This window comes from Pseudoduganella sp. R-34 (assembly GCF_049904655.1).
In the GTDB taxonomy this organism is placed as follows: Bacteria; Pseudomonadota; Gammaproteobacteria; order Burkholderiales; family Burkholderiaceae_D; genus Rugamonas.
In genome coordinates this window covers 3,578,502-3,597,640 of the sequence record NZ_CP184572.1, presented here as the reverse complement: position 1 = coordinate 3,597,640, position 19,139 = coordinate 3,578,502, and the positions used below count along the sequence as shown (strand labels likewise).

Genomic DNA, 19,139 nt, shown 5'->3' with positions numbered 1-19,139 from the left:
TAAACAGCTCGAGCCCCTCCAGTGCCAGCGATACAGTGCAATCATGGAACAACAGGAGGCTTGAGTTTCCAATGAGCAAGAATGAGTACCTCGACGCACTGAAGAAAGCCCTCGCCGGCTTGCCGCCCGACGTGGCGGCCAAGACGATGGCTTACTACGAACAGCGTTTTATCGACAGCCTGGCCGCCGGCAAGACTGAAGAAGAAATCGCCGCCGAGCTGGACGAACCGCGCAAGATCGCGATGACCCTGCGCGCCAACGCCCACCGCAGCGCATTCGAGCAAAAGCGCAACCCGGCCAACCTCGCCCGCATGGTGTTTTCCCTCATTGGCCTCGGCATCTTCAACCTCTTCATGGTGGTCCCGGCCGCGGTCTTTTCTGCCTTGCTGGTGTCGATTTACGCCAGCGCCTTTGCCTTTTACATCAGCGGGATCGCCATCACCGCCACCGGCCTGGCGGGAGCCAATGAACTGGTCCTCACGGGCCCGTTGCGCCACCTCGTCGTCTTCGATGATGGCGACCAGGTTGATGCCCGCATGCAGACCAGGATTTCGATCAGCGACCAGGGTGTCGAAGTGTTACAGGAACCTTCGGCGGGGCTGCGCAAGGAATGGGATGAAGCGGACAGCAAGTCCGAACAGTGGCTGGAAGGCGCGGAAGCCATGGCTGAAGGCGGCGTACGCATCACCTCCGACCTCGATAACGAATCGCGCGCCACGCAAACCGCGGTCGGCATCGGCCTGGTATTGCTCGGTATCGCATTGAGCCTGGCAAGCATCGTGATCACGCGCTACTCGCTGATCGGCTTGAAACGCTACATCCAGATGAACGTTGCGCTGCTGCGCGGCCAATGAAAGGAAACGCAATGAACATCCGTTCCCTGCTCAAGATTGGCTTTGGCATGGCATTGCTGGCGGTGCTGCTGACGGCCGTCACTTACAGCATGCTGCGCGCCCAGGGCGCCGCCAATCCCACCAGCGTGGCCGGCCGCGCCGCCCGCACCGAAGTGCGCGAAATCAGCGCAACGATTTCCAATGTCGAACTGGTCGGACCCATCGACCTGCGCCTGAAACAGGGCGATGTGCCATCCCTGAAGGTGCGCGGCGAACAGCGCCTGCTGGGCAATATCGGCACCGAACAGGATGGCGCAACGCTCCGCATCGGTTCCAAGGGCTTGCTGCTGCATCCACGCCGCCCGATTGAGGTCGAGCTGGTACTGCCGTCCCTGAACGAGCTGGTGGTCAATGGCAGCGGCGACAGCAACGTCAATGGCTTCAGCGGCGAGCACCTGAGCATCCAGTTGCAAGGCTCGGGCAACCTGACCTTCAATGGCCGCTACAAGAATGTGGAAGCCGGCGTGCACGGCAGCGGCGACCTGAACCTGAACACCGGCCACGGCGAGAAAGTCGCCCTGGAAATGGTCGGTTCCGGCGCCATTACTTCCAGCGGCAGCTGCAAGGAGTTGACGGCCGAAGTGACCGGTTCCGGCGACCTGGACGCCCAGCACCTGGCGACGGACAAAGTGGTGGTGGCCCTGCTGGGCTCCGGCACCACCAATGTCTTCGCCCGCCAGTCGGCCGATCTCACCGTCAAGGGGACCGGCAATATCCGCGTGTTTGGCAACCCTTCCGAACGCAACGTCAGCCGCAGCGGCTCAGGCGGCGTGAGCTGGGTGCATTAAGTAGCGCAACATGTCCTTGCCGGCGGCCAGGCCGCTGGCGAAACAGGCCGTGAGCAGGTAGCCGCCGGTCGGCGCTTCCCAGTCCAGCATTTCTCCGGCTACGAACACGCCCGGCATTGCCTTCAGCATCGTTCCTTCCAGCGCTTCGAATCGCACGCCACCAGCACTGCTGATCGCCTCGTCAATCGGGCGCGGCGCATACAGCGTGATTGTCAAGGCCTTCAAGCTTGCTGCCACGCGCATCGGGTCATGGAAGGCGTCCTTGTCCAGAACTTCGTGCAACAGGCCGGTCTTGACGCCTTTGATGTGGAGGCGGCTTTGCAGGAAGCTCGACATCGAGCGCGAACCGCGCGGGTGCGACAGTTCCTGTTGCAAGCGCTCCAGCGGCCAGTCCGGCACCAAGTCCAGCTCGATGGTCGCACTGCCATGCGCTGCGATACGGTCGCGGATCCCAGAGGACAGCGCATACACGAGGCTGCCTTCCACGCCGGTCGCGGTGACAACCATCTGGCCCTTCCGGCCGCCAATGGCCACGGTGGTCAGGGGCTGCCCCGCATACTTCTGCGAGAAATGCGCGCTCCAGCGGGCATCGAAACCGCAATTGGCCGGCACCAGCGGCGCAACTGCGACGCCGCGCCCGGCCAACAGGGGCTGCCAGGCGCCATCCGAACCGAGGCGCGCCCAGCTTGCCCCACCCAGTGCGAGCAATACCACACGATGTTGCACATTGCGCTCGCCTTCCGGCGTCTCAAAACGCAAGCCACCTTCCTCCGTCCAGCCCAGCCAGCGATGGCGCTGGTGGAAATGCACTCCGCTTTGGCGCAGGCGATGCAACCAGGCGCGCAACATGGGCGCTGCCTTCATCTCGGTAGGAAAGACCCGGCCTGAGGTGCCGACAAAAGTGTCGATGCCCAGACCGTGCACCCAGGCGCGCAGATCGTCGGGCTTGAAAGCATCGAGCATCGGGCGCAAGGCAGCGGCACGGCTGCCATAGCGGGCCACGAATGCTTCGTAAGGCTCGGAATGGGTCAGGTTCATGCCGCCGCGGCCGGCCAGCAGGAACTTGCGGCCGACCGAGGGCATGGCGTCATACACATCCACACGCACACCTGCCGCTGCCAACACTTCAGCCGCCATCAAGCCCGCCGGCCCGCCGCCGATCACCGCTACACCTTGTAATTGATTGCTTTCCATAGGGGCAGCATTGTAGTCGATCTCGGACGATCGGCTGCCAGCAGTTGAGCAAAGTCCTCCGGCGCCATGGGCAGGGCAACGAAGCAGCCCTGCATCTCGTCGCAGTAATGGTCACACAGCCATTCGCGCCTCAGGATCACCGGCGCGCCAGCGGCAGGAACTCCGCTGGCGGCACCAGGCCGCGGACCGGGTGCTGCCAACGCACCAGGGCTTCGGCAGCGGCCAGGCTGCCGTCGCTCAACGCCGCCCGCGGCTGGTAATGGACCACCATTTCATTGTGCACCAGGGCGCTGCGCAGCTCAGCCTCCAGCGCAAACATGCGCGAGGCGCGCTCGTTCATCTCCTGTGCGACGAAACGGAAACGATTGCCGCCGTGACCGACCGCGTGCGCCATGGCCGAGTTGGCGGAGCGCAGCATGACTGAGGGCTCAGCGCCACCCTCGCCCATCAATGCAACGCCGATGCTGGCGGTGGTATTGACGATGTTGTCCTTCCAGCGCATAGGAGCCTTGATCGCCTCGAGCAGCTTGCCAGCAACCGGCAGCACACCGTCATCATTGGCCATGTCGGACAGGATCACCGCGAATTCGTTGCCGAGCAAATGGGCGACGGTATCGCCTTCGCGCAGGCAGGACTTCATGGCGGAAGCCGCATGCATCAGCAAGGCGCTGCAGGCTTCCGGGCCCAGGCTGGCTTTGACGCCGCGGTAGCGGTCCATGGTCAGGGCCAGTACCGCCACTTTGCGGCCGGTGCGTTCGGCAGCCGCCAGGGCCTGGCGCAGGCGGTCATTGAACATGGCGCGATTGGCCAGGCCTGTTGCCGGGTCATGGTGGGCATGGCTGGCCGAGGCCTGCTCTGCCGCCCGGCGCCTGCGTGCTTCGTGCATATTCCTGAGTCCGAGCGCCAGGTCGGCCGCCAGTTCCTGCAAAACCTGTACTTCATCTGCGTCGAAGGCGCAGGGATCGATCGAGTACACGCACAATACACCCGTCGGCGACGCATCTTCACCGGTGCCGTCCAAGGGCAAAGCAAGCACGCTGGGATAACCGTACTCCGCCGGCGTTCCGTGGCGCAGCCGGAGTTGGCCGTCCCCCATCACATCAAGCGCGATGCCTTCACAGGCGCAACCGCGCTGCAATCCACCAGCAGCCGCCGCAAAGCGTCCCGCTGGCGTGCCCTGGATCTCACTGGCCAGCAGATCCTTGCTGCTGCCGGCCATCGACAGGCCGGTCCAGACCAGCGAGTAAGCGCCTTCGGCTGAAATGACGCGACACATGGCCGCCATCATCTCTTCCGCACTGCTGGCATGCAGCAACGCCGCACGGCAGCTCGAGGCCATGCGCAAGGCCTGGTTGGCACGCAGCAGTTCGTCTGCCTGTGCACTGGCGCGCTGGTGCTCGTCTTCACGCGCGAGGACGCCCCAGACCGTTGCCGCCGCTGCGCATGCAGCGAGCAATCCAAGCAAAATGTAGTTTTCCATGGCGTCAGTCCAGGTAGGGGACAAAGTCGAATGCCGACAGGATGCCGTTCACTTGAGCGGAAAGGCAAAAAGAGAAGAAGCTTCTCGCGACCCCGGTTGGCGCATCCCTGCTCGCCAGGGTCAGGATGCGGCAGATCGGATAGCTGCCGTTGCGGATAGTTGCGGTACTGGCTGGCACGCCGGCAATAGGCAGCAAGCGCACCGGGACGCCCTGCGAAATCGCGCGCTCCGCCGTACCGACCGAGACGTAGGCGATTGCGTTCTCGCATGAGGCCACTACGGCCAGACGTTCAATATTCGATTCCACAGCCGCGTTCAGGCTGAATGCCTCCAGCGGCTGACGGAGAAAGCGGGCAAACAGCGCACTTGAGGCGCCATCGTGCAGCCCGCCCAGCGCGTACACCGATCCTGGGCTGCCTTCGGCTGCGCGCCAGTCCCGCAGGCGGCCGGTGAAGATGCCTTGCAGTGCTTCCACGCTCAACTCCCGCAGCGGGTTATTGGCATGCACCACGACGCCAACGCCGTCGCGCGCAATCGGGATGCCGTACAGGTCGCGTTCCGCCGGTGCGAGAGCGCGGGACAGCATGGCGATATGCGCATGGCCAGAGCGCACGTCTTCCAGGCCACGCGACGACCCGCCCAGTTCGACATCAACGGCGATCTCAGGGTGCGCCAGATGGTACTTGGCGGCGATCTCCTGCAACAACGGCCCCATCGTGGTCGAACCGGCGATGTGGAGCTTTTGCGCACGCTTGCGCGGCGGGACGGGAACGTGGCCCCGTGTGATGCCATTCAGGCCGAGGGCGGCAAAGACAAAACCCATTGCGACTCTCCTTGCAGTGAAAGGAAAAAGCCGCAGGGAAGAGGCGACAGGAATGTGTGCGGTGATAGGCGCGGCGCAGGTTTTGGGCCGCCTGTGGTCAAGTATAACGTGACAATGCTTTTGGTCAACAGTCAGTACTCGACTGTTGCGCGGGCACAGCAATAGGCCTTAACCGCCTGTCACAGGTGGGAAAAAGGCAACTTCATCGCCCGGTGCAACGCGCGTGCCGGCGTCGCACATGCGCTGGTTGCAGGCCATGCGCAAGGCGCGGCCCTCGGCCAGGGCGCTTGCCCACGGTTCGCCGCGCGCCAGCAGCCATGCACGCACATCGCCGACCGTCTCGGCACCCGGCGGCAGCACCACCTGCTCGCCGCCGCCCAGCGCTTCGCGCACGCTGGCAAAATATTTAAGGTTGATCAGCATATCAATACATCAGTTCACTGAATGGGATGAAGCGCACGACATCGCCTGGCGCGATCGGGTTGCCGGGCGGATTGTCCACCAGGCCATCGCCCCAAACGGTCGAGGTCAACACAGCGGAGCCCTGGTTGGGGAACAGGTCCAGGCCGCCTTGCCCGTTCAGCTTGGCGCGCAGGAATTCATTGCGCCGGTCGGCTTTCGGCCAGCTGAAATCGGCGCGCACCAGCATGCCGCGTGGTTGCGCCGGCACGTCTGCGCCCTGCAGGCGCAGCAGGAATGGCCGCACGAACAGCAGGAAAGTGACAAAGCTCGATACCGGATTGCCCGGCAGGCCAAGGAAGAAGGCCTGTCCCACTTCGCCAAATGCCAGCGGCTTACCGGGCTTGACGGCGATTTGCCACATATTCAGCTTGCCCTCGGCTTCGACAGCCGGCTTGATATGGTCCTCTTCGCCGACCGACACGCCACCGGAGGTGATGATCAGGTCATTGCCGTCGGCTGCCTGGCGCAAGACCTTGCGCGTCGCTTCCAGCGAGTCGGGCACGATGCCGAAATCGCGCACTTCGCAGCCCAGGTTTTCCAGCAGGGCGCGCAGGGTGAAGCGGTTGGAATTGTAGATCGCCCCCGGCGCCAGCGGTTCGCCCGGCATCGCCAGCTCGTCGCCGGTGAAGAACACGGCCACGCGCAGCTTGCGGTGCACGTTCAGCTCCGCCATGCCGATCGAGGCGGCAAGGCCGAGTTCCTGGCTGCGCAGGCGCGTGCCGGCCGCCAGGATCACGCTGCCAACGCTGATGTCCTCGCCGGTACGGCGGATCCATTCGCCGGCTTTGGGCGTGTGGCGGATCGTCACCAGGCCGTCCTTCGCCTCGCATTGCTCCTGCATGACCACAGCATCGGCGCCCTCGGGAATCAGCGCGCCGGTAAAAATGCGCGCGGCGCAGCCGGGCAGCAGCGGCTGGCCGACGTGCCCTGCCGGGATACGCTGTGTTACCGTCAGCGTCGCATCACCGCTGGCGCAATCGGCGGAGCGCACCGCATAGCCGTCCATCTGCGTGTTGTCGTGGCCCGGCACGTTCATGGCGGACACCACGGCGCTCGCGAGCACGCGGCCGTTGGCTTCCAGGGTTGGAATCTGCTCGGTCCCAGCCACCGGGCGGGCGGCGGCGAGGAGGAAATCGAGGGCTTCGCGTACGGCGAGCATTGCCATGTTTTACAGTCCTGTATTGGCGGCGATGTAAGCCTTCATCCTGCTCACGTCGGCCGGCATGACTTCGAAGCGCTGCGGCAGCGCTTCGATGTTCTCGAAACCTGCCGGACGCTCGGCATCTTCGCCCAGTGCTTCCAGGATGGTTTCATTGAATTTGGCGGCCAGAGCGGTTTCCAGCACGATCATCGGCACGCCCGGCTCCATGTATTCCTTGGCAACCTTGATGCCGTCGGCGGTGTGGGTGTCGATCACGATGCCGTAATCGTCAGCCACGTCGCGAATGGTCTGCACACGGTCATCGTGCGTGGATTTGCCCGACTTGAAGCCGTAATTGGCCACCAGCTTGAATTCGTCGCCGTCGCTGCCGGGCGCGCCCGACAGGTCGAAGCCGCCGTCGGTTTCCACTTTCCTGAACAGTTCGCGCACGCGTTTGCCGTCGCCCTTTACCAGGTCGAACACGAAGCGCTCGAAATTGGAAGCTTTGGAGATGTCCATCGATGGACTGGAGGTGTGGTAGGTCTCGGCCGATTTGCGCACGCGGTAAATTCCGGTGCGGAAAAACTCGTCCAGCACGTCGTTTTCGTTGGTGGCGACCACCAGCTTGTCGATCGGCAGGCCCATTTGGCGGGCGATATGGCCGGCGCAGATATTGCCGAAATTGCCCGATGGGACGGTGAACGACACCTTTTGTTCATTGCTCCTGGTCGCCGCGAGATAGCCACGGAAGTAGTACACGACCTGCGCCACGACACGCGCCCAGTTAATGGAATTCACGGTGCCGATCTTGTGGCGGGCCTTGAATTCCAGGTCGTTCGACACCGCCTTCACCATGTCCTGGCAGTCGTCGAACACACCTTCTACCGCGATGTTGAAGATGTTCGGATCCTGCAGGCTGAACATCTGGGCGGTCTGGAAGGCACTCATCTTCTTGTGCGGCGACAGCATGAAGACTTTGATGCCTTTTTTGCCACGCATCGCGTATTCGGCGGCGCTGCCAGTGTCGCCCGAGGTGGCGCCGAAAATGTTCAGCTGCGCGTCCTGCTTGGCCAGGGCATATTCGAACAGGTTGCCGAGCAACTGCATTGCCATGTCCTTGAAGGCCAGCGTCGGGCCGTTGGACAGCGATTGCAGCACCAGTTTCTTGCCGTCGGTCTCTTCCAGCACGCGCAGCGGGGTGATGTCGGCGGCGTTTTCACCTTCACGCACGTTGCGGTACACGTCGGCGGTATAAGTCTTTTTAGCCAGGGAGCGCAGGTCGGCTTCCGGAATGTCGCCGGCAAATTTCTTCAGGATTTCTACCGCCAGGTCAGCGTAGGAAAGGTGGCGCCACTTGTTCAGCTCTTCGCCGCTAACCTGAGGGTACTCGACTGGCAGGTACAGGCCGCCGTCTGGCGCCAGACCACCCAGGAGGATGTCGGAAAATTGCTGGAGGGAGTGCGATGCAGCCGACGCGTCGGCCCGGGTAGACACGTATTGCATAAAGTAGAAAGTCCGGTGGCGGGTGAAAACGGACACCTATTATAGTCTGGCCGGAGTTTCTATGTGAATTAAGCCAGTTTTTGAAATTTTCTATCGAAAACCGGTGAACCGGTGCCTGCCCCGCAGCCGCCGCGTCATAGTGTCAGGCCCCGCGGGCCTGACACTGGTTTGCCGGTTTTAGCAGGCGGCGTGATTCACCGACACCACATGAATCGCCAGGCCGCCCAGCGAAGTCTCTTTATACTTGGCCTGCATGTCAGCGCCAGTCTGGCGCATGGTCTCAATCACATTATCCAGCGTGACGAAGTGGGTTCCATCGCCCTTCATGGCCAGCGATGCAGCGGTGATCGCCTTCACCGCCCCCATGCCATTGCGTTCGATGCAAGGAATCTGCACCAGGCCGCCGATCGGGTCGCAAGTCATGCCCAGGTGATGCTCGATCCCGATCTCCGCCGCATTTTCGATCTGCGCATTGGAACCGCCAAGCGCCGCCACCAGGCCGGCAGCCGCCATCGCGCATGCAACGCCAACTTCGCCCTGGCACCCTACTTCCGCACCGGAGATCGAAGCATTGCGCTTGCACAGCATGCCAATCGCCGCAGCCGTCAGCAAAAACGCACGCACGCCGGAAACCGGGTCGACCGGTTTGCAGTCTTCCGCATAGTATTTCAGCACAGCGGGAATGATGCCGGCAGCCCCATTTGTAGGCGCCGTTACAACACGTCCGCCCGCTGCATTCTCTTCATTGACCGCCATCGCATACAGGCTCACGCCGTTCAGCGCATCGTGCGGCAGCTGATTGGCACGGTCGCCGCCCTGGGCCTGGCGCCACAGATCGGCTGCGCGGCGCTTCACGTTCAAGCCGCCCGGCAACTGGCCGCGGGTCTCCAGGCCATGCTGGATACAGTCGCGCATGACGTGCCAGATGCGGTCCATGCCTTCGTTGAGTTCAGTTTCGCTGATGCGCGTCAGCTCGTTTGCGCGCAGCATTTGCGGAATGGTCTTGCCGCTGCTGACGCCATGGCCCAGCAGCTCGGCCATTGTGTTGAACGGGTATGGCAGGCGAACGGCAGGCTTGCCATCCGTGCTTGCCTCTTCGCCTTCTGCGCGAATGAAGCCACCGCCCACAGAGTAGTAAATCCTGGAAACCGAACTGCCGTCTGCGCGCGTCAGCGTAAAGCGCATGCCGTTCGGATGCTCCGGCAGGTTCTCGGCCATATGGAACACCAGGTGCTGCTTGCGCGTGAATGGAATGGCCTTTTCGCCCAGCAGGCGCAACTCTCCGTCCACGTCGGCTGCCGCCAGCATGTCTTCCACCGCATCCGGATCGACGCCCTGCGGCGTCTCGCCCATCAGGCCAAGCAGCACGGCCTTGTCAGTGCCGTGGCCGACGCCAGTCAAGGCCAGCGAACCGTAAAGCTCGGCCGTCACCGAAGCGACATCGTCCAATGGACAGTTTTCGACCAGGAAGCGGCGTGCCGCCACCATTGGTCCCACCGTATGCGAACTCGATGGGCCAATGCCAATCTTGAATAAGTCGAAAACACTCATGTCCATTGTTGCTTGTCTCTCTCTGGTTATGCGGCCTCGCTGAGGCTCACGTCGATATTTGCCAGCATATCCTTCACCATCTCTTCCACGCCGATCTTCGCTTTCCAGTTCCAGTCCGCGGTCGCCTGGGAGTCATCCAGGCTGCGCGGCCAGCTGTCGGCGATGGCCTGCCGGCTGTCCGGCGTGTAGGCGATCTTGAACTCAGGCAGTGCGCGGGTAATCGCCGCGGCCAGTTCTTCCGGGTTGAAGGAAACGCCGGCGACATTGTACGACGAACGAATCTTGATTTGTGAAGCCGGTGCGTCCATCAATTCAATGGTTGCGCGAATCGCGTCAGGCATGTAGATCATCGGCAAAGTGGTCTTCGGGCCGAGGAAACAATCGTAGCGTTCACCGCGCAGCGCGGCGTGGAAAATCGCGATTGCGTAGTCGGTGGTGCCGCCGCCTGGAGGCGATTTGAAGCTGATGATGCCTGGGTAGCGGATCGAACGCACGTCCACGCCATACTTCAGGAAGTAGTATTCGCACAGTCGTTCGCCGGCCAGCTTGGAAATGCCGTAAATCGTGGTCGGGTCCATCACCGTGTACTGCGGGGTGTTCTCGGCCGGAGTGTTCGGGCCGAAGGCGGCGATCGACGACGGCCAGAAGATGCGCAGCGGCTTGCCCTGTTCGCCGCGTTCACGCGCCACTTCCAGGATGTTCAGCAGGCCGTCCATGTTCAGGTCCCACGCCTTCAGCGGAGCCGCCTCGCCCGTGGCGGACAGCATCGCAGCGAGCTGGTACACCTGCGTGATGCCTTCGGCAGCAACCAATGCTTGCAGTGCGGCCTTGTCCATCACGTTCAGCACCTGGTAGCGGGCTGCGTTGTACTTGTTGACCGGGCTGATATCGGTTGCGATGACGTTCTGTTCGCCGTGCTGTCTTGCCAGGGCTTCCACCAGTTCACTACCGATTTGGCCGTTGGCGCCGATGACGAGAATGCGTTCCATGATTCCTACCTATATTCCAGATTAGTTCTTGATGATGCCCAGCTCTTTGCCGGCTTGTTCGAATGCTGCGAGGACCTTGTCCAGCTGCTCGCGGGTGTGGGCGGCGGAAAGCTGCACGCGCACGCGCGCCTGGCCCATCGGCACCACCGGATAGAAGAAGCCGGACAGCAGCACGCCCAGTTCATACATGCGGGCCGCGAACTTCTGTGCTACCGGCGCATCGAACAGCATCACCGGCACGACCGGATGGGTGCCCGGCTTGATGGTGAAGCCGATGCGCTCGATCTCCTTGCGGAAGTAGGCGGTGTTTTCATGCAGGCGGTCGCGCAGCTCGGTCGAAGCGGACAAGCGCTTCAACACTTCCAGCGAAGCGCCGGCGATGGCCGGCGCAAGGGTGTTCGAGAACAGGTAAGGACGCGATTTCTGGCGCAGGGTGTCGATGACTTCCTTGCGGCCGGAAGTGAAACCGCCCATCGCGCCGCCCAGGGCCTTGCCCAGGGTGCCGGTGATGATGTCGATCTTGCCCAGCACATTATGGTGCTCGTGGGTGCCGCGGCCGGTCTTGCCCATGAAGCCGGAAGCATGGCATTCGTCGATCATGACCAGGGCGCCGTATTTCTCCGCCAGCTCGACGATCTTGTCCAGCTGCGCAATCGTGCCGTCCATCGAGAACACGCCGTCGGTCACGATGACTTTGTGGCGCTTGTCGGCGGCCGCCTGCAATTGCTTTTCCAGGTCGGCCATGTCGTTGTGCGCGTAGCGGAAGCGCGCTGCCTTGCACAGGCGGATGCCGTCGATGATCGATGCGTGGTTCAGCGCGTCGGAGATGATGGCGTCGTTTTCATCGAACAAAGGCTCGAATACGCCGCCGTTGGCGTCAAATGCTGCCGCGTACAGGATGGTGTCTTCGGTGCCCAGGAATTCGGAGATTGCCTTCTCCAGTTGCTTGTGCACGGTCTGGGTGCCGCAAATGAAGCGCACCGAGGACAAGCCGTAACCGTATTTCTCGGTTGCCGCGATGGAGGCCTGCGCCACCCATTCCTGGCCCGACAGGCCGAGGTAATTGTTGGCGCACATATTGATCAGGGTACGACCGTCTTCCGATTGCACCTCGCTGCCCTGGCGGGAAGCGATCACGCGCTCTGGCTTGTAGAGGCCATCGCTGCGCAGCTTTTCCAGGTTTTGTTGCAGGCCGGTGTAAAACGCATTCGTCGCTTGGCTCATGGTCGTCCTCTGATGTAAAGTTTACTCTTATTTCACTAATAAGGCCGAAATTCACTATATTGAACGTAAATTCGATATACGGAATCCTACTTTACTATATTGAACTCTGCAAGCGTGAAGCCGAACATTTCAACCAACGCCCCGCCGGAAGTCGGCGCCGCCCTGCAACGACTGCGCCTGGCCCGCGGCCTGACGCTGGAAGACCTGTCCCGCATTGCCGGGGTTTCCAAATCCATGCTGTCCCAGATTGAGCGCGAGAAGGCCAATCCGACCATTGCCATCACCTGGCGCCTGGCCAATGCGCTGGGCGTGCAGATCGGCGAACTGCTCTCCGATGTCGAGAAGGATGTCGAAGCGATAAAGTTGATCGATGCACACGAAACCCCTACCCTGCCCGGCGCCCACGCCGGCTATGTGCTGCGAATCCTAGGGCCGATGGAGCTGGCCGGCAAATACGAATGGTACGAGCTGACCCTGTCGGCAGGCGGCGAACTGGTGTCGCAACCGCACGATCCCGGCACCACCGAGCACCTCACCATCCTGCACGGCTCGATGGAGCTGGAAGTCGGCGCCAACAAGAAGAAAATCAAGCTGGGCGGCACGGCACGCTACGCCGCAGACGTGCACCACGCCATCCGCAACCCAGGCAAGACTGAAGCCAAGGCACTGCTGGTGGTGATCCACCGCTAGCGGTGGAACCGTGCGGCGCCAATCAGGGGATCCGCTCCGCATCGGGCGGCGGAACCACCCAGGCGTGCATTCGTTCTTCGTAGACCGACACCCGCGGCGCGGGAAAGCCAGGATCTGCAAAAGCCCCGACCGGAATTCCGACGAAGCCATCGATGCTATCGAGGCCGTAATAGACCGTCGAACCGCAAGTCGGGCAGAAATGAAATGTGGCCTTGCCGCCTTCATCGCCAATCCGCACGTACTCGGTCGAAGTTCCAGACACGGTGACGTTCTCACGCGGAAACCTGGCCTGCTCGCCGAACACACTGCCAGTCCTGCGCTGGCACGCCAGGCAATGGCAGATCGAGATCCTGACTGGTTCGCCAATCACTTCGGCGGTGAGCTGACCACAACTGCAAGACGCGAGGCGTTTTGTCATCGCATTGCTCCTGTTGGATGTTTGACCTGAAGGTCTGGCTTCGCTTCGTACATTCCCGGGAAATAGCGCTCCATGAGCGATTGCGGATACAAAGGCGCAGTGAAGCCATACTGCGCATACAGTCCATGCGCATCGCCAGTGGCAAGCGTAAAGCGGCGCAAACCCTGAAGTTCGGGATGTGCGAAGACTGCAGCCATCAGCTCCTTGCTGTACCCTTTTCCCCGATGTCCGGGCAGGACGAAGACGTCCACCAGGTTTGCAAAGGTCGTGTAATCGGAGATCACGCGCGCAAATGCGATTTGCTCCCGCCCCAGGAAGCCGCCAAAACAAAGCGAGTTCGCAATCGAACGTTCGACCAGGTCGCGGGAAATGCCCTTCGCCCAACTGCTCTGCTCCGAAAGGAATCGGTGCACGAGCCCAGTATCCAGCTCGCCTGCTTTTGTGGTGATGCGGAATTCACTCATGCTGAAGGACACAGTTGATTGAAAATTCCGCAAATGTTAGCACGGCTGCGTTTCTGCCCAAGCGCTCCGCAACAAATTTCGAGGCTGTGACAAAGCGTGTATGTCTAGGCGGCTCGGCCGTCTATATTTAACTGGCAATCCATTCAATTCATTCATCGTCAACCGGTTGCAAGCAGCACGGATCCTGCGCGTACAGGCGCGCCATAAAAACTCAATCATCTGGTGAGGAGCGCTACCATGACACAAGCTGAAGTAGCAAAGCTGATCCAAAACATCTTCGACAACATCTTCAATTCCGTCACGCAGGCTGAACCTGGCGGCAAACCCGTCCTCCAGGCTTCGTCCACCGTACTCTCATTGATGAAGCCCGGCCTCGCCATCAATTCAGCCGACTTCCGCAATCCCTGGACTCCGGGTAACAGCAATGGCAGCCAGGACGCCGCCATCAACACCGCAGAATTGGTGGACGTAGCGCCAAAGATGTCGGCCATCTATACCGACAGCACGCGCAAGATCAGCGAGATGTACAAACAGATGCTGGACGGCGTGCACATTCCTGCACAACCGCCTAATCCGGCAGTCGAGAAGCAGCTCACCGATGCTGAGAACTACCTCTTCCGCACGATTACCGTGACCGATCCGGACACCGGCGAAGAGTCGAAGAAGAAGATCGAATCGCAGGTTTACCGCGACTACCTGGACAACCAGGCCGCGTACAACAATGCACGTATCGCCTACATTGGCGCCTTCCTGGAAGCCCAGAAAACCACGACCGGCAAGAATACCTGGCCGATGGTCGCATCGACCTTGCAAATCCCTGTGAAGACCGCCTACGACCGCTGGCGCGCTGAAGATGCCAACAAGGTTGAACAAAACCTGGCGATCAAAACGACCTCCGTCCAGAATGCACTGCAATTGGCCTGGAAGCAGGCGCAGGACCTGTTTGAAGGCTACGGCGTGGTGTTGAACGACACCGGCACCGGTCTCTCGCCGAAGGTGTACCGCGTGCAGCTGCTGCCGTCGGACTGGTATAGCAGCACCAGCAAATCCAGCGGCTGGACCACCTTCGACTCGGCATCGAGCAGCGTGGCAAACAGTTCCTCGTCCGACTTCACGTCCTATGGCGGTTCGGCGGGCTTCAGCCTCGGGCTGTTCAGCATTGGCGGTTCGGCCGGGCATAGCAGCTCGCAGCAGCACGCCAGCTCGGAGACCAACGGCCTGCGCGTCAGCTTTGAATACACGCTGGTCACTATCCGCCGCCCGTGGATGCAGGCCAGCCTGCTCTCAACCAAGGGCTGGGACCTCGGCAACCTGTACAAGAAAGGAACGCTTTCCAACGGCAGCAAGGCACACCAGGACGGTGAGCTGATGCCGCTGTTGCCAACCTCCTTCGTGGTTGTGCGCAAGTTGAAGATCTCCGCCAACTGGGCCAAGGCGGACTGGGACCTGATCACTTCGAAAACCAGCGGCGGAGGCGGTTTCGGGATCGGGCCTTTCAGCATCTCCGGCAACTATGCCCACTCCAGCACCAACCAGAAATTCTCGTCGGCGCTGGCGGCGGGGACGATCACGGTACCGGGCGTGCAGATCATCGGCTTCATCAGCCAGGTCGTGCCATACAGCCCGCCGGCCTAGTGTTTCGCCCTGGTTGAAGCCATGAGAGGCGGCTCCGTACGGAGCCGCCATTTGAGCACGCTGCTTTCAGCAAGGGGGTTCCATGTCCAATACCGTCGACTTTATCGGCGCGGTGTATGACGAACTGGCAAGGCTGCTGAACATATCGGACGCGAATCCCTCCACCGTCATGCAAATGGCCTGGCCGGGATTCTCGCTCTCCGCGCAGGACTTCAAGCCGGCCAACAACCCGAACGGTCCCTACGATCCCCAGGTCGCAAAGGAAACGTTCTCGCATATAGCGAACATCGCGCCATCGCTGGCCAACGCCTACTTCCAGAACTCCGGGCTCGAAGTGGATGACCTGTACGAAATCCTGCTGACCGGCGCAATCCCGGGCGGCGCAACACCGGACAACATCGGCACCAATCCGATGTACAAGATGTTCAGTGACTCGCAATACGAGTTCCTTCAAGCCAGGACCGGCAGCGCAAGCGATCCCAATTCCTTCTACTATCCCTGCCTTGCAACACCGTCCAACTGGTACGACGAGGCTGCAGCGCAGTTCTGGCCTACGCTTAACATGCAATCCGGGGCGATCAAGCCGGCGGCGCAGACTTCCCAGTTTGTCAAGGCAGGCGGGCCGACACTGGTCAACAAAGGCGTATGGAAACTGCGGCCGGCAGACGTCACGAAGGCCAACTTGATCAAGGCCAATGCAAACCAGTTGATCGTAAAAAGAGCACAGCTGGCGCTCGCCAAACCCATCGGGCCGATCCCCGTGGTGACAAAGCCCTTGAACCTGCATGCGGCAACGGCAATCAAGGCAATGCCTGCCATCGCTCCCCTCGCCGGAGCCAAGCCGGCTGTCATGGATGTGACCAAGTCACCCGTATTCGTCGCCAACCTGGCCAAGGCGAACGCCCAGACCTTGTTCAAGCAGAAAAGCGCGCCCGCAAGCTCCTACAACAGGTATAACCTGGCCAAGCAGCTCCAGGCGGTTGACCTGACGCAGAAGGATCTGAACGTCGGACGCATTGACGTCGCCAACCGCTACCACCTGGTGAACCTCGTCAACGAAGAATTGCAGACCAAACCCGCCGGCGCCAGCGACAACTTCAGCATCTCCTTCAGGTACTGCCGCGTGAACATCGACCGCAGCTGGTTCAAGCTCGCCCTGCTGAAAACCAAAAACTGGTACATGTACGGCACCAAGGCCGGCGAATATTCCAATGGCTCCGGCACCGACAATCCAGGCATGTTCCCGTTGCTGCCCACATCGTTCATCGTCATCCGTGACCTGAAGATTACCGCCAACTGGTCGAAGGAGGACCGGCAAAACCTCGGTCAGGCGACTGCCCTGGGCTATTTCGACATTCGCGATTCGACCCTGAACAAGGACACCCTGGAGGTAAAAGGCCTGCAGATCCTCTGCTGGCTTTCCACCGTCATGCCGCAGCTGCCGCCGATGGCCCCGCCCTGACCCCGGCGGTCCTCAATCAGATTGGCGCGCCAGGCGGAATGGCCGGCAAAGCGCGAAGCTTGACGCTGCGCGGATCGGCCAGGTAGCGCAGTACATGGTCGGCTGCCTGGGCGCGGCTGGCGGCGGTGGTGCCCTTGCCCGGATTTGCTTTCAACCAGCCGGCGAACTCACGCAGCTGCTGGCGCAGCCCGGCGTCGACGTTGGCATGGAGCTTGCCGCCGTCCAGCGCCTGGAGGAGCGCATCGAGCACGACCCAGTTTGCGGCCAGTTGGACGGCCTCGCCACCGACCACTTTGACGGGCATTGGACCGCGCTTCCAGCCACGCGACAGCGCGGCTTCGACGACTTCGTCGGCGCCTGGCATTGCAGCGTCGCGTGCGTGCTGCCAGTACAGGCGGTTCAGGCGGCCGGCTTCGAACAGGAAGCTCGCTGTCTGCGCTGCGGCCGTTTCGGCTGCGGACAGCGCGTCGAAGACCGCGGTCATGCGGGTGCCGAAGTACTCTTTGTTGCGTTCAAAGCCTGTCGATGGCGGCGACAACTGGTCGAGTACGCCCGCCGGCAAAGCAAGGTATTCGGCACGCAGCGTATCGGCCAACCTTGACAGCGCGGCGCGCTGGGTTGGGGCAGGCGTAACCTTGATGCCCGCGGCAGCGCGCCCGGCACGGATGTCGGCACTGGTGGCGGATTCGTATTCGCCGCCAGCCAGCAAGCGGGCCACGGCTTCGCCCTGATAACGTTGCAACAGGTACACCGGTACCAGGCGCGCCTCCAGTTCGCCGGCCTGGCGCTCGTCGGACAGGACGTCAAGCGAGAAGTTGTCCAGCGCTCTGCGCCGGATGGCGCCGAGCTGATCCCAGGTTTTCAGGGTGTCCGGGCCAAAGTCCCACAACAGCCCATTCGGATGCGATGCGCCGGCCGCGCGCGAGTCCTCGTCCGAGACATATTGCAGGCCAGCGGCGCGAGCGTCGCTGCGCAACCTGGCCAGGCCGGCAGCTTCTGCTTCGCCGCTGCCGAAATCGCCATAAATGTGCTTGACCACGTAATCGTCCCAGGCGCCAACGCCTGTGCCGTAGGCGTCCTGCAAGTCAATCGCGCCACCGGAGCCGAGTTTCAGCACTGGATGCGGGTAATCCATTACCGAACCGTTGCCCTGCCGGCTCGCCGCAAAGTTGTGTGCAAAGCCAAGGGTATGTCCTACCTCATGGGCTGCAAGCTGGCGCAGGCGTGCCAGCGCCATTTCCTCTGCAAGCTTGCGGCGCTCGGCGGGGGCAGATTTGCCGTAAGGCGCCAGCAAGGCCTCCGCAATCAGGATATCTTGTCGCACGCGCTGCGAGCCGAGCGTCACCGCGCCGCGAATCACCTGGCCCGTGCGCGGATCGGCAATCGCATTGCCATACGACCAGCCACGCGTGGCGCGGTGCACCCAGGTGATCACGTTATAGCGCACGTCGGCCGGGTCAGCCCCTTCCGGCATCAGCTCGACACGAAAGCCGTCCTTGAAACCCGCTTTTTCAAAGGCGCTTGTCCACCAGCGCGCACCTTCGAGCAGCGCCGAGCGAACGGGCTCCGGCGCGCCGCGGTCCAGGTAGTAGACGATAGGCTTGCCGCCTTTTTCCAGGCGATGGCGCACTTGCCAGCGCACGTCAAGGCTGCTGGCAAGTGGCGTGGCGAAATCATAATAGGCCGTGTCAAATCCGCCGGAAAACGGGTGGTAGCGGCGCGGCTTGTAGCCATTGTCCGGCAGTCGCACCATCGAAATATGCTGGCGCATGGACAGGCTGGCCGGATCGGCCGCCACCTGCTTGACGTATTCACCGGTACCTGGCCCGGCAAACGTCAGCAAGGACTCAAGCTCAATATTGTCTGGGAATGCCTTGGCTTCCGCCGCCAGCACGGCGCTGCGTTTTTCGTCCACGCGATAGGCGCCCTGCCTGGTCTCGTCGAGCCGCTGCACCACGCCGTGCTGGTCGGCCAGCAGGAAACTGGAGAAGTCGACCAGGTTGCGTGCACCCTCGCTGGCGATGATCTCGCCCGACCACAACACCGCACCCGCAAACGACTCCGCCACGGCATTGCGCTCGTCTGCATCCAAGGAACGCGCTACAAAGCGCGTGTTCTCTTGCACCAGGAACAGGCGGTTGCCGAACTTCTGGAAACTTACCAGTTTCGGGCTGCCCGGCTGGCCGCGGTCCAGGCCGACGTCGTTGGAGCCCAGGGCATAAGGCAAGGACGAAACCAGCAGGAAGGACTGGTTCAGTTCTCGCACGGAGAGCAGCACCCTGCCCTTCGCCGTGTCGCGCCAGACCTCGATGAAGCCCGGCTGCACCGCGAGCGACCGGGTCTGCTCGGCGAATGATTCAGACGCTTGCGCCGCCGCGGCCGGCGCAAGCAAGGCGGTCCACAGCAGCAGGAGCGCGCGCAT

General features: G+C 61.9%; 17 protein-coding genes. 5 read left to right on the top strand and 12 right to left on the bottom strand.

What is annotated here, in order from left to right; translation table 11 throughout:
• Positions 1-71: 71 nt before the first annotated feature.
• Both ACN9MW_RS16530 and ACN9MW_RS16525 read left to right on the top strand, forming a co-directional pair.
• The gene (locus ACN9MW_RS16530; protein ID WP_426161532.1) at positions 72-854 is read left to right on the top strand and encodes a DUF1700 domain-containing protein; all 783 of its coding nucleotides are present in this window, start codon (positions 72-74) and stop codon (positions 852-854) included.
• Positions 855-865: 11 nt separating this feature from the next.
• Positions 866-1,681 carry a head GIN domain-containing protein gene (locus tag ACN9MW_RS16525; RefSeq protein WP_426161531.1) on the top strand — a complete coding sequence of 272 codons (816 nt, stop codon included), beginning with the start codon at positions 866-868 and terminating at the stop codon, positions 1,679-1,681.
• Here ACN9MW_RS16525 and ACN9MW_RS16520 read toward each other — a convergent pair.
• From ACN9MW_RS16520 to kbl, 9 genes are all read right to left on the bottom strand, one after another.
• On the bottom strand, positions 1,655-2,875 hold the full coding sequence (locus ACN9MW_RS16520) for a TIGR03862 family flavoprotein (RefSeq protein WP_426161530.1): 1,221 nt from the start codon (positions 2,873-2,875) through the stop codon (positions 1,655-1,657). The two genes, ACN9MW_RS16525 and ACN9MW_RS16520, sit on opposite strands and share 27 nt — an antisense overlap.
• A gap of 136 nt (positions 2,876-3,011) precedes the next feature.
• The gene (locus ACN9MW_RS16515; protein WP_426161529.1) at positions 3,012-4,355 is read right to left on the bottom strand and encodes a diguanylate cyclase domain-containing protein; all 1,344 of its coding nucleotides are present in this window, start codon (positions 4,353-4,355) and stop codon (positions 3,012-3,014) included.
• 4 nt (positions 4,356-4,359) lie between these two features.
• Positions 4,360-5,178, bottom strand: a complete 819-nt coding sequence (locus ACN9MW_RS16510) for a substrate-binding domain-containing protein (RefSeq protein WP_426161528.1) — start codon at positions 5,176-5,178, stop codon at positions 4,360-4,362.
• A gap of 168 nt (positions 5,179-5,346) precedes the next feature.
• Entirely contained in the window at positions 5,347-5,601 is a 255-nt protein-coding gene (gene moaD / locus ACN9MW_RS16505; protein WP_426161527.1) for a molybdopterin converting factor subunit 1, read from the bottom strand.
• 1 nt (position 5,602) lies between these two features.
• Positions 5,603-6,799 carry a gephyrin-like molybdotransferase Glp gene (glp, locus tag ACN9MW_RS16500; RefSeq protein ID WP_426172224.1) on the bottom strand — a complete coding sequence of 399 codons (1,197 nt, stop codon included), beginning with the start codon at positions 6,797-6,799 and terminating at the stop codon, positions 5,603-5,605.
• Between the two features lie 9 nt (positions 6,800-6,808).
• Complete coding sequence (thrC, locus tag ACN9MW_RS16495) at positions 6,809-8,284, bottom strand: threonine synthase (protein WP_426161526.1); 1,476 nt, start codon at positions 8,282-8,284, stop codon at positions 6,809-6,811.
• A 177-nt stretch (positions 8,285-8,461) separates the two neighbouring features.
• Positions 8,462-9,841 carry an L-serine ammonia-lyase gene (locus ACN9MW_RS16490; RefSeq protein ID WP_426161525.1) on the bottom strand — a complete coding sequence of 460 codons (1,380 nt, stop codon included), beginning with the start codon at positions 9,839-9,841 and terminating at the stop codon, positions 8,462-8,464.
• Between the two features lie 20 nt (positions 9,842-9,861).
• On the bottom strand, positions 9,862-10,824 hold the full coding sequence (locus tag ACN9MW_RS16485; protein ID WP_426161524.1) for an NAD-dependent epimerase/dehydratase family protein: 963 nt from the start codon (positions 10,822-10,824) through the stop codon (positions 9,862-9,864).
• A gap of 21 nt (positions 10,825-10,845) precedes the next feature.
• Positions 10,846-12,048 (bottom strand): glycine C-acetyltransferase, encoded by a 1,203-nt coding sequence (kbl, locus tag ACN9MW_RS16480; protein ID WP_426161523.1) that lies wholly within the window; start codon positions 12,046-12,048, stop codon positions 10,846-10,848.
• A 114-nt stretch (positions 12,049-12,162) separates the two neighbouring features.
• Here kbl and ACN9MW_RS16475 point away from each other — a divergent pair, with 114 nt between their 5' ends.
• Positions 12,163-12,738, top strand: coding sequence for a helix-turn-helix domain-containing protein (locus tag ACN9MW_RS16475; RefSeq protein ID WP_426161522.1), 576 nt, complete (start codon positions 12,163-12,165; stop codon positions 12,736-12,738).
• Between the two features lie 22 nt (positions 12,739-12,760).
• On the opposite strand, the gene ACN9MW_RS16470 is transcribed toward ACN9MW_RS16475, so the two are convergent.
• Positions 12,761-13,156 carry a GFA family protein gene (locus ACN9MW_RS16470; RefSeq protein WP_426161521.1) on the bottom strand — a complete coding sequence of 132 codons (396 nt, stop codon included), beginning with the start codon at positions 13,154-13,156 and terminating at the stop codon, positions 12,761-12,763.
• A complete protein-coding gene (locus tag ACN9MW_RS16465; RefSeq protein WP_426161520.1) occupies positions 13,153-13,620 on the bottom strand; it encodes a GNAT family N-acetyltransferase in 468 nt (155 codons plus the stop codon). Before ACN9MW_RS16465 ends, ACN9MW_RS16470 begins: the two co-directional genes overlap by 4 nt.
• A gap of 237 nt (positions 13,621-13,857) precedes the next feature.
• On the opposite strand from ACN9MW_RS16465, the gene ACN9MW_RS16460 reads away from it, so the two are divergent.
• Entirely contained in the window at positions 13,858-15,255 is a 1,398-nt protein-coding gene (locus ACN9MW_RS16460) for a hypothetical protein (protein ID WP_426161519.1), read from the top strand.
• An 82-nt stretch (positions 15,256-15,337) separates the two neighbouring features.
• Positions 15,338-16,717 carry a hypothetical protein gene (locus ACN9MW_RS16455; RefSeq protein ID WP_426161518.1) on the top strand — a complete coding sequence of 460 codons (1,380 nt, stop codon included), beginning with the start codon at positions 15,338-15,340 and terminating at the stop codon, positions 16,715-16,717.
• Between the two features lie 16 nt (positions 16,718-16,733).
• Here ACN9MW_RS16455 and ACN9MW_RS16450 read toward each other — a convergent pair whose 3' ends face one another.
• Positions 16,734-19,139: a zinc-dependent metalloprotease gene (locus tag ACN9MW_RS16450; RefSeq protein ID WP_426161517.1), complete on the bottom strand. Its 2,406-nt coding sequence runs from the start codon at positions 19,137-19,139 to the stop codon at positions 16,734-16,736.

Excerpts from the sequence above, each read along its gene's own strand:
- ACN9MW_RS16485 (WP_426161524.1), bottom strand. The coding sequence starts at position 10,824 with ATGGAACGCATTCTCGTCATCGGCGCCAACGGCCAAATCGGTAGTGAA.
- ACN9MW_RS16490 (WP_426161525.1), bottom strand. The coding sequence starts at position 9,841 with ATGGACATGAGTGTTTTCGACTTATTCAAGATTGGCATTGGCCCATCG.
- ACN9MW_RS16510 (WP_426161528.1), bottom strand. The coding sequence starts at position 5,178 with ATGGGTTTTGTCTTTGCCGCCCTCGGCCTGAATGGCATCACACGGGGC.
- ACN9MW_RS16455 (WP_426161518.1), top strand. The coding sequence starts at position 15,338 with ATGTCCAATACCGTCGACTTTATCGGCGCGGTGTATGACGAACTGGCA.
- moaD (WP_426161527.1), bottom strand. The coding sequence starts at position 5,601 with ATGCTGATCAACCTTAAATATTTTGCCAGCGTGCGCGAAGCGCTGGGC.
- ACN9MW_RS16470 (WP_426161521.1), bottom strand. The coding sequence starts at position 13,156 with ATGACAAAACGCCTCGCGTCTTGCAGTTGTGGTCAGCTCACCGCCGAA.
- ACN9MW_RS16515 (WP_426161529.1), bottom strand. The coding sequence starts at position 4,355 with ATGGAAAACTACATTTTGCTTGGATTGCTCGCTGCATGCGCAGCGGCG.
- kbl (WP_426161523.1), bottom strand. The coding sequence starts at position 12,048 with ATGAGCCAAGCGACGAATGCGTTTTACACCGGCCTGCAACAAAACCTG.
- thrC (WP_426161526.1), bottom strand. The coding sequence starts at position 8,284 with ATGCAATACGTGTCTACCCGGGCCGACGCGTCGGCTGCATCGCACTCC.
- ACN9MW_RS16450 (WP_426161517.1), bottom strand. The coding sequence starts at position 19,139 with ATGCGCGCGCTCCTGCTGCTGTGGACCGCCTTGCTTGCGCCGGCCGCG.
- ACN9MW_RS16525 (WP_426161531.1), top strand. The coding sequence starts at position 866 with ATGAACATCCGTTCCCTGCTCAAGATTGGCTTTGGCATGGCATTGCTG.
- ACN9MW_RS16465 (WP_426161520.1), bottom strand. The coding sequence starts at position 13,620 with ATGAGTGAATTCCGCATCACCACAAAAGCAGGCGAGCTGGATACTGGG.
- ACN9MW_RS16460 (WP_426161519.1), top strand. The coding sequence starts at position 13,858 with ATGACACAAGCTGAAGTAGCAAAGCTGATCCAAAACATCTTCGACAAC.
- ACN9MW_RS16520 (WP_426161530.1), bottom strand. The coding sequence starts at position 2,875 with ATGGAAAGCAATCAATTACAAGGTGTAGCGGTGATCGGCGGCGGGCCG.
- glp (WP_426172224.1), bottom strand. The coding sequence starts at position 6,799 with ATGCTCGCCGTACGCGAAGCCCTCGATTTCCTCCTCGCCGCCGCCCGC.
- ACN9MW_RS16530 (WP_426161532.1), top strand. The coding sequence starts at position 72 with ATGAGCAAGAATGAGTACCTCGACGCACTGAAGAAAGCCCTCGCCGGC.